Annotated in this window: 15 protein-coding genes; 10 read left to right on the forward strand and 5 right to left on the reverse strand. The window is 58.5% G+C overall.

The annotated features are described in order from the left end of the window. The 10 genes from NKJ55_RS34200 to NKJ55_RS34245 all read left to right on the forward strand — a co-directional run. On the forward strand, positions 1-988 hold a 988-nt coding region (locus NKJ55_RS34200; RefSeq protein ID WP_352453736.1), incomplete at its 5' end, for an RHS repeat-associated core domain-containing protein. Positions 989-1903: 915 nt separating this feature from the next. Then, positions 1904-2953 (forward strand): PilN domain-containing protein, encoded by a 1050-nt coding sequence (locus NKJ55_RS34205; RefSeq protein ID WP_352453737.1) that lies wholly within the window; start codon positions 1904-1906, stop codon positions 2951-2953. A 2-nt stretch (positions 2954-2955) separates the two neighbouring features. Continuing rightward, positions 2956-3561, forward strand: a complete 606-nt coding sequence (gene gspM, locus NKJ55_RS34210) for a type II secretion system protein GspM (RefSeq protein ID WP_352453738.1) — start codon at positions 2956-2958, stop codon at positions 3559-3561. Between the two features lie 32 nt (positions 3562-3593). Continuing rightward, complete coding sequence (locus tag NKJ55_RS34215; RefSeq protein WP_352453739.1) at positions 3594-4103, forward strand: hypothetical protein; 510 nt, start codon at positions 3594-3596, stop codon at positions 4101-4103. Further along, the gene (locus NKJ55_RS34220) at positions 4100-5017 is read left to right on the forward strand and encodes a hypothetical protein (protein ID WP_352453740.1); all 918 of its coding nucleotides are present in this window, start codon (positions 4100-4102) and stop codon (positions 5015-5017) included. Before NKJ55_RS34215 ends, NKJ55_RS34220 begins: the two co-directional genes overlap by 4 nt. Beyond that, positions 5014-6657 (forward strand): GspE/PulE family protein, encoded by a 1644-nt coding sequence (locus NKJ55_RS34225; RefSeq protein ID WP_352453741.1) that lies wholly within the window; start codon positions 5014-5016, stop codon positions 6655-6657. The genes NKJ55_RS34220 and NKJ55_RS34225 overlap by 4 nt, the downstream gene beginning before the upstream one ends. Further along, positions 6657-7874, forward strand: coding sequence for a type II secretion system F family protein (locus tag NKJ55_RS34230; protein WP_352453742.1), 1218 nt, complete (start codon positions 6657-6659; stop codon positions 7872-7874). The genes NKJ55_RS34225 and NKJ55_RS34230 overlap by 1 nt, the downstream gene beginning before the upstream one ends. Beyond that, positions 7871-8344, forward strand: coding sequence for a GspH/FimT family pseudopilin (locus NKJ55_RS34235; RefSeq protein WP_352453743.1), 474 nt, complete (start codon positions 7871-7873; stop codon positions 8342-8344). Before NKJ55_RS34230 ends, NKJ55_RS34235 begins: the two co-directional genes overlap by 4 nt. Next, on the forward strand, positions 8341-8724 hold the full coding sequence (locus NKJ55_RS34240) for a PulJ/GspJ family protein (protein ID WP_352453744.1): 384 nt from the start codon (positions 8341-8343) through the stop codon (positions 8722-8724). The genes NKJ55_RS34235 and NKJ55_RS34240 overlap by 4 nt, the downstream gene beginning before the upstream one ends. Then, positions 8721-9446 (forward strand): hypothetical protein, encoded by a 726-nt coding sequence (locus NKJ55_RS34245; protein ID WP_352453745.1) that lies wholly within the window; start codon positions 8721-8723, stop codon positions 9444-9446. The genes NKJ55_RS34240 and NKJ55_RS34245 overlap by 4 nt, the downstream gene beginning before the upstream one ends. 23 nt (positions 9447-9469) lie before the next feature. Here the strand turns inward: NKJ55_RS34245 and gspG are convergent, their stop codons facing one another. The 5 genes from gspG to NKJ55_RS34270 form a co-directional block, all read right to left on the reverse strand. Further along, positions 9470-9928 (reverse strand): type II secretion system major pseudopilin GspG, encoded by a 459-nt coding sequence (gspG, locus tag NKJ55_RS34250; protein WP_352453746.1) that lies wholly within the window; start codon positions 9926-9928, stop codon positions 9470-9472. Then, on the reverse strand, positions 9925-10422 hold the full coding sequence (locus NKJ55_RS34255) for a prepilin peptidase (RefSeq protein WP_352453747.1): 498 nt from the start codon (positions 10420-10422) through the stop codon (positions 9925-9927). The genes gspG and NKJ55_RS34255 overlap by 4 nt, the downstream gene beginning before the upstream one ends. Next, the gene (gspD, locus tag NKJ55_RS34260; protein WP_352453748.1) at positions 10422-12548 is read right to left on the reverse strand and encodes a type II secretion system secretin GspD; all 2127 of its coding nucleotides are present in this window, start codon (positions 12546-12548) and stop codon (positions 10422-10424) included. Before gspD ends, NKJ55_RS34255 begins: the two co-directional genes overlap by 1 nt. Positions 12549-12890: 342 nt before the next feature. Further along, entirely contained in the window at positions 12891-13304 is a 414-nt protein-coding gene (locus NKJ55_RS34265) for a hypothetical protein (protein ID WP_352453749.1), read from the reverse strand. A gap of 2 nt (positions 13305-13306) precedes the next feature. Continuing rightward, the coding region (locus tag NKJ55_RS34270; protein ID WP_352453750.1) for an RHS repeat-associated core domain-containing protein at positions 13307-14342 on the reverse strand (1036 nt) is incomplete at its 5' end.

Here is a 14342-nt window from a genome sequence, read left to right on the forward strand (position 1 = left end):
CACCCGCTACCCCCATCCCGATGTCAAGGTGACCGGCGCGACAAAGGCCTTCCTGCATCGCGATCACCTGGCCTCGGTGCGCATGGTCACCGATGCCTCAGGCGCCATCGCCGAGCAGACCAACTATGCTACCTACGGAGAACGTCTCAACACCGGCTTCCAGACGCAGAAGAGCTATATCGGCGAGCGCTTCGATCCCGAGACCGGCCTGCTCTACCTAAATGCACGGTACATGGATCCCGTGTTGGGGAGGTTCATCTCGCCAGATGACTGGGATCCGACCAAGCCTGGCGTCGGCACCAACCGCTATGCCTATGCCCTGAATGATCCCGTGAATAAAAGCGATCAGAATGGGCATGGGTGGGAAAGCCTATTCGGGGGAGGCGGCATCTTCAGCGGCGGACCAGGCGCCACCGCTGCGCGAGACTATATTGCCAATCAGGCTGACATATCGGGGCGTGCGGGCGTCGATGCTGCCATCAATACGGGAAACACGATAGTATCTCTAACGCCGGCTGAAGACGTAAAAACGATATACGCGGGAGTAAAGGAAAGAGATGCGGGTAAAATAGCGATCGGTACAATTGGGCTTGCGATAACTTTTGCTGCTCCTGAGTTAAAGCCAGGGGTTGTAGCCGCAAAGAGAGCTGGTAAGCTGTTGTCAGCTGCAAAACTACCTTCGCTAAAAAATGCGCTGTTCCACTGGAACAAGCACAAAGCGGATTTCCCGAACCTCAACAATGCGAAAGAGTACGTTCAAGAAACTCACAACTTTGTCGCAAACCCACCAACAACTGCTCTCACGCGCACCCGGCCCAACGGGGATGTCGTCACGTTTGATCCCCCCAGTAATACGTTTTCTGTCAATCAAGCTGATGGGACACCAAAGACAATGTTTTCACCCGCTCCAGCAAGCTCAAGCAATCCAAATGGCTATGATCCTACGAAGTATTCATCGCCTATTGACTACTTTCAGAATAGCTATTAGCCATGTCACACACTGAAAAGTTTCATTGTCGCGTATGCGGACTTGATCACTATCCACATTTGCCGTGGGGTGAGAATGGCAGAGAACCGACACATGACATCTGTGAATGCTGCGGTGTTGAATTTGGTTATGATGACGACGGGTTACACGTCTGCCTGATGCGAAGAGCGCACTGGATAAACATCGAGAACTGCAAATGGTTCGATGAAACACAAAGGCCGGCCCATTGGGATATGCCAATTCAGCTCCGCAGCGTACCGCGTGCGTACGTTGGCCAGAATGATGAAGAGCTTATCGCTGGCTATTTGAAGCGCAATGGAAAATCGGCCTCATAACGTGGCTACGAGAGCCACTGTTGTCGGCGCAATCATCTGGAATTAAGGTCACGGTGCACTTTTTACTCTGATAGCACTGCTGTCGTGTGGAGATTGACCGCATGGCTCAACTTGCCCTCGCTGTCGTTCCCGCCTGCTTCATCACGTGATGCACGAGGTAACAAGAAACCCGGTGTTCGAGAACTAGCGGCTCGTCGGTGTCGGCATTTGGGCGTGGTGCCCGATGCCGAACTACGAGCATCTGATCCTGACGCTGGCCGACGCGGATAGCCTGCGGCGCGCGCTCGCCAAAGTGCACCGTCTATGTAGGATAATCCGCGGTGTCAAAAGGGAACAGGCATGTTTTGCAAGGCCGCTTCTCGCGTCGTTGCCACGGACGAGGATCACCCACGAATCCTAGAACATCTGCCCGTCATCACCACAAATCCTCAATCAACGATCGGCACCTGAGGTCGCCGTCACAAAGCTGTGGCTAATCCGCCCTCCGCGCTCTCGCTGATATCCGCGTCACACCAGCAACTGTAATCTTGGTCAGAAGACCTCGGCAGAGAATCAGCTTGGGGTGGCGGGGCGACTGGTCTTGGCAACTCTCAACGCGCAATTCCTGGATTTCTTCAACTGGTGGCTCGATGAGCTGCGAGCGGTCTGGACGCGGGTTAGTCCTGAGCAAAAACAATCTTCCAACAGCGACTGGATCGTCAGCCTGGCAGATGATGGTGTCCGCGTACGCGAAGCAAATGCGCCCGAATTTCAATCGATCCCGTTGTCGCTCACGGCCTCTTCCGAAGAGATTCTTGCACTTCTGCAGACCGGCCCTCGGCGCAAACGTCCGACTTTCGATATCCTGATCGAGCCGGGGCTGTTTCTGACGCGACAACTGGCAGGCCGACGACTGCCGCTTCGGGAAGCGAGAAGCATGGCCGAGCTCGACCTTCTGGCATCAACGCCGATCGATTCGGCGCAGGTGCATATTGTCTTTGCGGAACACTCGGAGCAGGACTGTTCCTACCACGTCGTGAAAACCAAGACGCTCGCGGCCGTTCTGGAAGCTATTCGCCGCTCCGGTGGAACGCTTGGCTCACTGTCTGTGGCCGATGCGGACCGGGTGCGACAGGCAGATCGGTTAAGCTTGGCTGCCATTTGGCCACCGACAAAGCGCGACAGCCACACAAGACTCGCCTGGACGGCGGCATGTTTGATCTTGCTTGGCGCAACACTCGTCACCTTCGGTCATGCGCAATGGCGTTATTGGCAGGCCGGCACGGAGCTGGACGCGCAAATCGCCGATGCTCAGGTGCAAGCCAAGGCGGCGCGATCGTCGCTGCAGAAACGCCAGACTGCCATGGCGCAGGTTGAAGCAATCCGGAACGAGAAGAAAACGTCCGCCTCGCTGGTTCACGTCTGGGCCGAGCTGACGCACCTGCTCCCCGACACGGCCTGGCTAACCGACCTATCAGCCAAAGGCGGCGAGTTGACCATTACCGGGTTTTCAACCTCCGCTGCGGAGCTGATCAAGCCGCTCGACGCGTCGTCGCTGTTCGCGGCACCCGAGTTCGCGGCGCCAGTGGTCAAGGTTCCGGGCCATGATGGTGAACGCTTCACCATTACAGCAACGATCGGAGCGCTCTGACAATGCTCTCCACCATTCTCAACGCGCGCCCGATGGTCCGCCGTCTCATCGCTCTGGCCATTGCGGCAGCGGCTGCCTGCATTGCCGGCTGGGTGGTGCTCATGGCATTTGACAGCATCTCCTCGGCAAAGGCCGGGATCGAGGAAAAACGGGAGATGCTCGGCCAGTTGCAGGCCGTGGCAGCACTCGCAAAACGCCTTGACAGTGCAGCGGCATTAGACCCGGCCGCAGCGACAAATTCTGAATTTCTGACCGGGGAAAGCGAGGCGGTCATTCGCGGTGGGCTTCAGACCAAGCTGAATGCGATTGCGGCTTCGAATGGGGTGACGGTGCTCTCGGCCGGCAACGCGCCGGCGCTCAGCGAAGCGGGCGTGGACTTCATCGGGCTGCGGGCAAATTTTTCAGGCCCCCTGGAAGGTGTCCACAATGCCATTTTGGCGATCGAAACCTCGCTTCCGGTGCTGTTCATTCGCGAAGCCACCTTGCGAGCGAATGATATCGGACCAGCGGCCGGCCGAACGGGAGATCCGGAGCTTTCCGCCGAGGTCGTTTTTTACGGCGCTTTGCAAACCAAGGCGACGCCCCCTACTGGTGGGGCAAAACCATGATCGAAAAATTCACGGCTTTGGCCCTAACGGCGATGATTGCCGGCCTCGTCGCGGTCAATGTCGCGCTCTACGATACGCCGGTCGATATTGCACCGATCGCTTCGGCAAAGGGGCGCGACGGAGGAATGATGTCCGCCCCCGGAGGGTCACTTCAGATTCCGGACGCCGTTGATTTCAGCGAGACCTTCGAACGGCCGCTGTTCAGCCCGACGCGCAGAAAATCAGTGCCCGAGCCGGTACAGCCGCCGGCAGTCGAAGTCGCCTCCGTAGCGGTCGAGCAGCCACCGCCGCAGAATCTTGCGCCAATAGTTGCGCCATCGCTTCTGGGGATCAGCATTCACGGCGGGACCGCTAAGGCCCTGCTGCGGATCGCGGGAGGCGATATCGCTCTTTGGTACGGCAATGGCGAGACTGTCGATGGCTGGACCGTTTCGACGATCGACAAAGATGAGGCTGTGCTGGAGCGGGACGGCAAGATCACCCGTATCTCGCTTTATCCTTCAGTCCAGGATGGCCAACCTGTCGGGAGTGTTGGCCAATGACCGCGGGACGCTCTGAAAACGAAAGCGGCAGTGCGGGGTTTTCGCTCGTCGCGGTGCTGGTCTTCATGCTGATCGTCTCGGCCATCGTCGTTCCCTTTGCCGTGACGGCAAAAACACGGTTGATGATCGCCAACAACGAGGTCGAGCAGGAAAGGCTGTCGCTGCTTGCCGAAGGCCTGGCCAATGTGGTTTCGAGCGAGTTGGCCGACGGTTTTGCGACGGAAAAGCTGCCGCCGGACTCCACGCCGGCAGCCTGCCGGTCGGGGGAATTCACCTTCGATGTCCGGATACAGGACCATAGCGGGCTGATCGATCTCAATGCCGCGGATGCTTATCTGCTGTCGCTGGGGTTTGCCTCGCTCGGTTTCAATCAGCAGACGTCCGAAGAACTGGCCGAAGCCGCTATCCAATTCCGGGGCAGCATCAATGCTTTCGCCGCGCAGGCCGCCGAGCCTACAACTTCGGTCGGGCCGGCTCAAAACAAGCAGGCGCCGTTCGAATCCGTCTCCGAATTGCAGGAGTTTTCCGCCCTTGCTTCGACGCCGCTGCATGATCTCCATGATGTCTTCACGGTTTTTTCGAAGCGCGGCACGCTCAGCCTCGACCGTGCTTCTAGCCGCCTCCGAACAGTCCTTGCCGGTGCATCAGCGAGTAGCGCTTCGATCACGCAAGGTGCTACCGAGGCTTCAGCCTATTCGGTCGAAGTCATAGCAAGGCGAGATGGATCGGGAATTACAGGCCAGGTCGGATTTGTCGTCGAGAAATTCCCGGCCAGCGCGGCAGGCTTCCGGCGTCTTTCAGGAAATCCCGTCGCAGAAGCCACCGACCTTGCAGGGACGGCGACATCCTCTGGAAACTGCGACGCGGTTTTCGGAACTGAGGCAGCACAGATCCTGAAGGGATGGGCGTCATGAACGCGGCTGCCCGAACCTCCAGCGTCGAGGCGTTTCTCGCCTTTCTCGAAAGCGAGAAAGTGCTGAGCGCGCACGCAGCCCAACGCGCTTTGGGAGCGGCGAAGACATCGGGGCATCCGTTCGACACGGTGATGACCGAACTCGGCCTGATCGGCGAACAGGAGCTTGCCGCCAATCTCAGCCGGTTCATGAATCTACCGTCGCCTGCCGACATTCCAGAGCAGTTCAACCCCGATCTGTTCTCAAGTGTTCCGCTGGCCTTTCTGCGCGAAAACGCCATTCTTCCGCTGGAGATCGATGAGAAGCACCTGCTTGTTGCCGTCGCCGATCCGTTCTCGTCGGCGATGATCGATGCACTGGCCTTTCACTACGAGCGAACGCCGGCGCTTAGAATACTTCCAAGGCGGACAGTTATCGAATGCATCGACCGGATCGAGCGGTCCGCCAAGGGCGCTGTGTCATCTGATCAAGACAGTGCGGCCTCATCGGATTTCGGCCCTGACGATCTCGAACGGTTGAAGGATTTTGCCCGCGAGGCGCCGATCGTCCGCTTTGTCGCCGACACCATCCACAAGGCGGTCGACGCGAGAGCCACCGACATCCACATCGAACCGCTGGAGGACCACGTCCGCATCCGCTTCAGGCATGACGGCATGCTGTCCACCGTCGATACGGCACCGGCAGCGATGCTGTCCGGCATTTCGACGCGCATAAAGATCCTGTCGCGGCTCAACATCGCCGAACGGCGGCTGCCGCAGGATGGAAGGATGCGCATTGCGGTGCGTGGCCGAGACATCGACCTTCGTGTGTCGGTCATTCCGTCCATTCACGGCGAAGCGATCGTGCTCAGGATTCTCGACCGCGCCGGCGTCGAACTGCGGCTGGGAAAACTCGGCTTCGACGATGCCGCACAAGCCAAGATCAGAAGCATGTCGCAAGCCGCCAACGGCATCGTGCTGATCACCGGGCCGACCGGCAGCGGCAAGACGACGACGCTCTATTCGATCCTTGCCGAGCGCTCCCGGCCGGATGTGAAAATTTTCACGGTCGAGGACCCGGTCGAATACCGGATGGCGGGCATTACGCAGTTGCAGGTCAATCCGGCGATCGACCTCGATTTTGCCGCAGCCCTGCGTTCGATCTTGCGGCAGGATCCCGACATCATCCTGCTTGGCGAAATCCGCGATCGCGAGACGGCGCAAGTCGCCGTGCAGGCGGCCTTGACCGGCCATCTGGTGTTTTCGACGCTTCATACGAACAGTGCGGCCGGCGCGCTGACCCGCCTTCGCGATATGGGCATCGATGGCTATCTGCTCGGCGCGACGATCCGAGGGGTCATCGCGCAAAGGTTGCTGCGCCGCGTCTGCCCGACTTGCCATGGAACAGACCAAACAGGCTCGGCCTGCCGAAGCTGCAATGGTTCCGGCTACAGCGGCCGCACCGTGACCTACGAGATGCTGCAGGTGTCGCCGCGTATCGCCGAGCTTATCGACCAGGGCGCCGGCGAAATGGAGATCGGCAGAGTAGCAGCGGAAGACGATCTCGTTCCGATGGCGGTCCACGCAAAGGCGCTCGCGCAGTCGCGAGTGACGACAATGGAAGAAGTCCGGCGTGTCATCGACCTCAACGGAGGCGGCTGATGCCGGCCTTTGTCTATCGCGCCTATCTGGTCGACGGCAGCAGGGAAACTGGCGTTCTCGACGCGTCGACCAAGCAGGATGCTGCGCGCAAATTGGCGCAACAGGGACGCCGGTCCTATCATCTCGCTCCCGTAGGCAGAGCAAAGCAATTCGTTCGGCTGCCGGGACGCGGCGCGCTGACATTTACACGACGGGTCGATCTCGGCCGTCTCTTCTCCGAGCTTTCGGTGCTCTTGAACGCGGGTTTCACCGTCGATCGCGCCTTGAGCGCGGTGATTTCCGGCGAAGGCAATCATACCCGGCGCCAGCAATTGCAGTCCGTGCTCGACCTCACGACCGGCGGTCGCCCGATTGCGGAGGCCTTTGCCAGCCTGCCGGGGATCACATCCGACGTTGCGGCCTTGCTCGCCAGCGGCGAACGCAGCGGCAAGATGGCATTCATCTGCCAAAGGCTGGCCGATACATTCGAAGCAAAGGCAAAGCGTCGTGCAGCGATCGTCGAAGCGCTGACTTACCCCGCCTTTCTGCTGGTGGTCATGAGCGGGGCGCTTGTCGTTCTGGCGACGGTGCTTGTGCCCGCGCTGGAGCCGATCTTCGAAGGCTCGTCGGCGGCAAAGCCGTTCACCATGAAGCTGCTTTCCGGGCTCGGAACCGTTTTCTCCGACTATCCCTTCGTGTTCCCGCTCGCGGCAACCGTTGCTTTGCTCTTCTATCTCTTTCTTTCGCGGTCGGCGGTCGCGAAGGCGTTGTTCTCGCGCTGGCTGCTGAGAATTCCGTTGATCGGCTCGCTGGTCAAGGACACGGTGATAGCGCGCTATCTTGAGACTTTGTCCCTTCTTCTCGGCAACGGGGTGGCAATGACCGAAGCGCTTGGCCTGTCGGCGAACGTCTCCCGGCAGAGTTCATTATGGGCAAGTTTTACCGCGATTGAAGATGACGTAGCCAATGGCGCCCGCCTTCATAATGCGATCGTCAAGGCAGGCATTTTCGAAAATGCGACGATGTCGCTTATCTCGCTTGGCGAAGATGCGAACGCGCTTCCCGTCGTGCTGGATCGCGCCGGAAAGATGCTCCAGGCCGCGCTGACACGGCGGATCGACGCCGTGCTGAAACTGCTGACGCCGGCTTTGACGATTTCGCTCGGCTTTCTGGTCGGCAGCCTTGTCATTTCGGTGATGACCACGATCCTCAGCATCAACGATCTGGCGCTGAAATGACGAGCGCGCCTCCAACTCGCCAACGAGAGCACGCGACAGCCGGTTTTACCCTGGTCGAGATGTTGGTGGTGCTGGCGATCATGGCTGTCGTCGCGGCCATTGCAGCTCCGGGCATCGCCAGAAATTATCGAACCAAGAACCTGGAAAGTTTGACGAGCGAGATCACCACCCGACTGCGCCTGACCCGCACGTCTGCAATTGCCACCGCCAGGCCGAAACAGATAGTCATCGATCCTCGTGCCGGCGCGATCCGCTTCGATGATCGAGACACGCTCGTCCTGCCCGAAGACGTCGAGATGACTGTAACAACGGGCCTGGAAACTGTGGCTGCGGATCGGCAGGCGACTTTGACATTCCTGCCGGACGGCAGCGCTTCCGGGCTGGACATCGATCTGCAACGAAAAGGCCAGACGGTACGCATCGAGGTGAACTGGCTGACCGGGCTTGCGACGCGGCGGACACTGCCATGATCTCGCAGGCAGCCCCAGATTCCGGTGAAGACGGTTTTTCGATCCTGGAGATGATCATCGGGATGACGATCCTGGCGCTTGTGCTTGGCATAGCAAGCCAGTCGATCGTGATGGCGAGCCGCAGCATCGCGGTTGCCAAGGCACAGGTCGAAGCCGCTCGCGCGGTTCGCGAGATGCTGGCCGATCACCAAGCTGGTCTCGGATCGAATTCAACCGCCTCCGATGCCGCGCAGCCCGGCTGGAGGCTGAAAACCCGCACGATTGAGATATCGAACGCGAAACTAACAGCGATTATCATTGAGAGAACCGGCGCCGCTGGTGCCGGGCGTGGCGAGCCGTTTCTGACGTTTGTTCCCGTCCAGGATACGAACTCTCAATGAGCCGCTCATCGGACAGTTGCGGACAGTGGCTCCCAGGGTTTCCCATCCTCAAGCCCAGCTTCGAATGGTGCGGCCTGGGTGGAACTCGCGCGTCATCGGCGTCGGTCGAGGGTTTTGCGCTGATCGACGTGCTGGTTGGGCTTGCCCTGGTCGCCGTGATTTCCTCGCTGATGATTGTCTTTCTCGGACAAGCCCGCACGATGATGCGCATCGAGAAGGCAACCGAGATGCAGATGGAGGTCGATGCTGCCTCGCGGTTTCTCGAAAGGGCAATCAGCCGTGCGGAACCGCTGCCGTTGTCAAAATCGTCGCCGGAGAGTGTGATCTATCTTAGCGGTGAGTCGGCCCGGATTGAATTCAGCGGCATTCAGGCGATCGGCTTCAGATCCTCGGCACTGCGGGAAATCGCCGTTTCCCTTGCAAGCGAGGAACACGCCGAAGACACCCTGACCATCGTACAAAAACCACGCCGCGGCAGCGAAAACAGCAATTCATCCGACAGCCAATCCGTACGACTGATTGCCGGTGTGACCGCCATAAAATTCGAGTATCTCGACGGCTCGCCAGGAGCGTCTTTGTGGTCGGACACGTGGAGCGCCCAGCGGCGCCTGCCGGCCGCTGTGCGGTTCACGATCTCGGTCGATCGGGACGGCGCGACCTACTCATCCGCAGGTTTTGCGCGCCTGGATTTGGCAGATACCCAAGCGCAGCCCACGAACTGACTATCTACGATCCGGAATGTTGGTCAGTTGGTTATGTCCTGATCCTCGCCGCTCCCTTCGGGCTTGCCGTCGCGGCCCAAGGTGCGGATCAACACACCGCTCGCATCGGCCTTCACCTCGTAGGAGTAAGGCTTTCCCCAGGGATCGCTCAGCCCCGTAGTCCCTTTCAGGTATGGCCCGTTCCAGCGCTCTTCGTCGGCAGGCGCCGTAACCAGCGCGGGCAAGCCTTCCTCCGCGGTCGGATATTTTGCGTTGTCGATATAGTACAGCTCGAGCGCGCTCTCGATGTTGCGGATTTGCGCCTTGGCCGCATTGGTCCTGGCCGAGCCGAGATAGCGCAGAACCTGCGGGGCAGCGAGCGTGGCGATCAACGCTATGATGGCAAGTACCACCAGAAGCTCGACCAGCGTAAAGCCGCCTTCATGATTTTCGCTTTCACGGCGGTATTTTCTGCTTGGTCGAATGAAACGGAGAGAAGTCATTGGAGTGATCCCATATTCCAACCTGCAAATTGTTCCAGCACCCAGGTGCAGCCAAGGCCCGTTGCGATGAACGGACCGAAGGCGACGCGCGCCCGCGCGGCCGCTGGACCCACCGCGACCACCTGACCACCGATGAATAACAGCGCGCTTGCGCTTGCTATGAACAGCAAGACCGGCAGCAGCAGCGGGTTGATCCAGCATGCGGCGGCGCCAAGCATTTTGACGTCGCCGAGCCCAAGACCGATGCGGCCGGTCATTGCGAAATGACCGCGACGGACGAGCCAGACAGCGGACAAGGTTCCAACAGCCAACAGGATTTGGCTCGGGACTTGATCTGGTTGTGTCGCAGCTTGGAAGCCAAGGCCCGTGCCGGCCAGCGCTAAATTGAGTTCATCCGGAATAATCAGCCTTCGGAAATCCGCAACTGAAATGGCGACAAGGATTGCCGCTAGCGCGATCGTCGCAATCAGCACTAGAGACAAGTGGGCGCCCATCAGTATTCCAGTCGCTTGAGATTCTGTTGCAGAGGCGTTCCGCCGCGGCGCTGCTGGATCGGCGTCTGCAGGCTGATCTTGCCGCGGAATTCATCGGTGACCTGCCGCGCCTCGCTGATGTCGCGGATAACGCGCGGACGAATGAAAATGATCAGCTCGGTCCGCCCGACGCTGTCGCTCTTGTGCTTGAAGGCGTTGCCGATGATCGGGATGTCGCCGAGGATCGGCACCTGGCCGCGATCGACATTGTTGCGTTCCTGGATAAGGCCGCCGAGCGCCAGGCTCTCGCCGTCATTGACCAGCACGCGCGTCTGGATCTTCCGCTGCTGAATGGTTGGCGAATCGATGCCGGAGCTGGTCGTCTTGGTGACGTTGCTGACTTCTTGGCTGATATCGAGCATGACACGGCCGGCATTGTTGATGCGCGGCGTGACCGTGAGTATGACACCAGTGTCCTTCATCTCGACCGAATTGACGATCGGTGCGTCGGCGGTCGATGTCCCCACGGCCTGCTGCGTGATGATCGGCACCTGGTCGCCAACCTGCAGGATCGCCTTTTGATTGTTGAGCGCCATGATGGTCGGCGCCGATATCACATTGACGTCGGTGATGCTGGCGAGTGCGTTCAGCGTAACCTGGATGTTGTCGGTCGCGTAGGTCCAGCCAAAACCGGGGAAGGTTGCGCCGGTGAAACCGCTGGCCACGTCGGACAGCGAGATCTTCATACCATTGTTTTCGAAGAACCAGCGAAGCCCGAATTTCAGTTCGTCGTTCAGCGTCACCTCGGCGATCACCGCCTCCAGCATCACTTGCGTCGGCAAAACGTCGAGCTTGGTCAGGATATGCTCGATGCGATCATAGTCCCGTGCCGTGGTCTGTATCAGCAGCGCATTGTTCTCGACATCAGCCACGACCTTGGCGTGGGTGGGTGATTGTTCGTCCGGCGCCAAGGCCAGCGACGGGGACGGGCCGGTCAATGGCACAGGCGTCACTCCATCGGACTGCAAGGCGATCGGCGTCATGTCGGGCGACACGTTCGCGCCGGCCATCTCGCCCTCGGTCTTGACCGAAGTGCCGAGCACGGAGCTCAGCACCGCAGCCAGTTCCTTGGCCGGTCGGTTCTGAATCTCATAGACGAAGAGCTGGTCCTCGTTGGTCTCGGCCAGCTTGTCGAGCTTGCCGATCCATACCGCAGCGCGGCTGAGATAGGCCGGGCGCGAGGTGATCACCAGCACCGAATTCAGCCTGTCGTTGGGAATGAATTGGATGATCTTGGCGCCAGGGCCGTTCTTGGTGCCGAAGATCGAATCGAGCTCAGAGGCAACGGCTTCAGGCTTTGAGGTTTTCAGGGGATGAAGCGCGACCGACATGCCGCGCATCCAGTCGACGTCGAACACCGAAACCGCTTCGCGAATTGCATCGAGGTCGCTGTTGTTGCCTGCGACCGTGATCAGGTTGCGGGTGGAATCGACCCTGAGCACCGATCCTTGCCGGCTGATCGGCTCGAGAATCGTCTTCATTTCGTCAGCTGCGATGTACTGCAACTGCAGCACCTGCACCTTGATGCCAGGGCCGGAGGGCGAGACCGACGGCACACTGACGGACGGCGTGCTGGACATGATGTCGGACAACGGAACGATCTGGTACGAGCCGGCGCGTTTGGTGATCCCGGCATTGTTTACGGCAAGTGCGGATTCCAGGATATCAACCAATGCATCCTGCGATACAGGTTGCGACGTTTGCAGCGTCACCGTCCCCTGCACGCGCGGGTCGACGATGTAGTTAAGATGAAGGGCGTCGCCAAGCACGGCTTTCGCCGCTTGCGCAACGGGTGCGTTGACCAGATTGAGCTCGTATTGACCGGAACCATCGGCCGTTACTTGGGCGATTGGCGCGCCAGAGGAGACGAAATTACCGGAGCCCTGATACTGCGCACCGGAGAAGCGCTGGGCTTCACCTGCCGCAGTTAAGGGATGGGAAGCGTTATATCCCGTCCGCAGCGGCGAGTTCTTTGCATGCAGGCTATCAACGGTTTCGGTGAAAAAGTCCTTGCCCGACGGAGACGTGCAGCCTGCGCATGCGAGCAGCATGCACAGCACGACGCAATTACTCAGATTGATCGACATCCGCCCGATTCCCCTAGCTTTTTAGTCTAGGGCTTGTTGGGGACGAGCGCTGGAATTGCTGGCGTTATTTCGGGTCTGTCCACAGGGTAGGTGAGCGGCAATTGCACGAGCGAGACTTATCGAAATTCGGCCATTTGCCTCGCGCATGTGGATCTCGCAGCTCATCAGGCCACCTATCGAAGCCGAATGAATGGTCTGGCGTAGGCACGATGCACGTTGGCGAGCGCAAGCCGAATGCCATCCGCTACCTCGTTGCATCACGTGAGGGCAGACGGGGACCAGAAATGCGGGCAGGCAAGCCACGCAGTCAATCTACACCCGACGATAGCGAGCACAGCAATTTTATCCAACGAAATAGTAATAAATTTGGCCTGCGCTAAATAACTTCGAGTCGTTTAGCGCATATATATCCTTTCCGGTTAGTACTCTAGTGTTCGGTATATCCCACTTAAATTCCTCGTTATTATAATCATTAAAAGGTCTCACTTCTAATGTTTCTATATTACTTAACCCGGCCACGCGATCTAAAATGCTATTATGTGCAAGCAACATTGGCATTAACTGAAAGAGTAGTGCCTTTACCTGGCCACCATGCAAAATGCGACCGACCTCTTCACCCGCGGCCTCATCCCAATCAACTTCCAAATTGCGCTCGACATTTGAAAGTTCATCAAGCGTTTCACGAAAAGCAGAGATATCCCACGCATCCTTGCGTTCCATTGCTGCTCGGATCGCTTCGTTTAGGTCAATAGCCATAGTTAATTTCCTGGTGAACCGTGGACCCAAAACCCGCCCGTTTCCTTGTCCACAGATCGGTACACGTTAATAACATCGGTTGGCTGTCCTGTGTTTCCTGTATAGCCAACGGGTCCATTAGTCACTTGTACCTTAGCTTTGTCCTGATTCCAAAGCGAGTACTCATCTGCAAGTGCCGCTGCATCCAAGGTAGCTTTTTCGGCGTCAATATCTGATCTAAACTGACTTTTCGCGAACGACGTGCTTCCGTTCTTATGCGGGATCATATCTTTAGGGTTTATCGTATACTTTCCATTAGTTAGCGTTGAGACTGTTCTGTTTTCTACTCTCCGTTCTACATGTTTAGTTTCTTTTGAAAAAATGCTCTTCGGCGATCTGGCTTTCACTGTATCAACAACTGTAGGCGGAGATCCAGCCGTTAACCCCGCCCCCAGCCCGCCAGCGGCCACCATCGTGTCGCGGGCCTCAGGAGAAAGGCCTTGCTCCGAAGCAGGCACGCCAATCCTGGACGCGTATTCATCGCCACGACCCTCGAAAAACTTGTCGGCTCTAAACACCTCCCGTCGCACCCACGACAATACATCCTTTCCATTCTTTATTTCATCCGCTTTCTTAAAGTTCTTGTCAGCTTGCTGCGCGTTGTAATTGTCCCAATCTTTTTGGGAATCGCATGTCCAACAAGACCCATTTTGATCGCTCTTATTGATGGGGTCATTCCCGGCATAGGCATATCTATTGGTGCCGACGCTTCCAAGCGTCGGATCCCAATCATCCGGCGAGATGAACCTCCCCAGCACGGGATCCATATACCTGGCGTTGAGGTAGAGCAGGCCGGTCTCGGGATCGAAGCGCTCGCCGATATAGCTCTTCTGCGTCTGGAAGCCGGTGTTGAGGCGCTCTCCGTAGGTTGCGTAGTTGGTCTGCTCGACGATGGCGCCTGAGGCATCGGTGACCATGCGGACAGAGGCCAGGTGATCGCGGTGCAGGAAGGTTTTGGTGGCGCCGGTGACCTTGACGTCGGGATGGGGATAGCGGGTA

Source organism: Mesorhizobium sp. M0106, from assembly GCF_040322715.1.
Classification (GTDB): Bacteria; Pseudomonadota; Alphaproteobacteria; order Rhizobiales; family Rhizobiaceae; genus Mesorhizobium.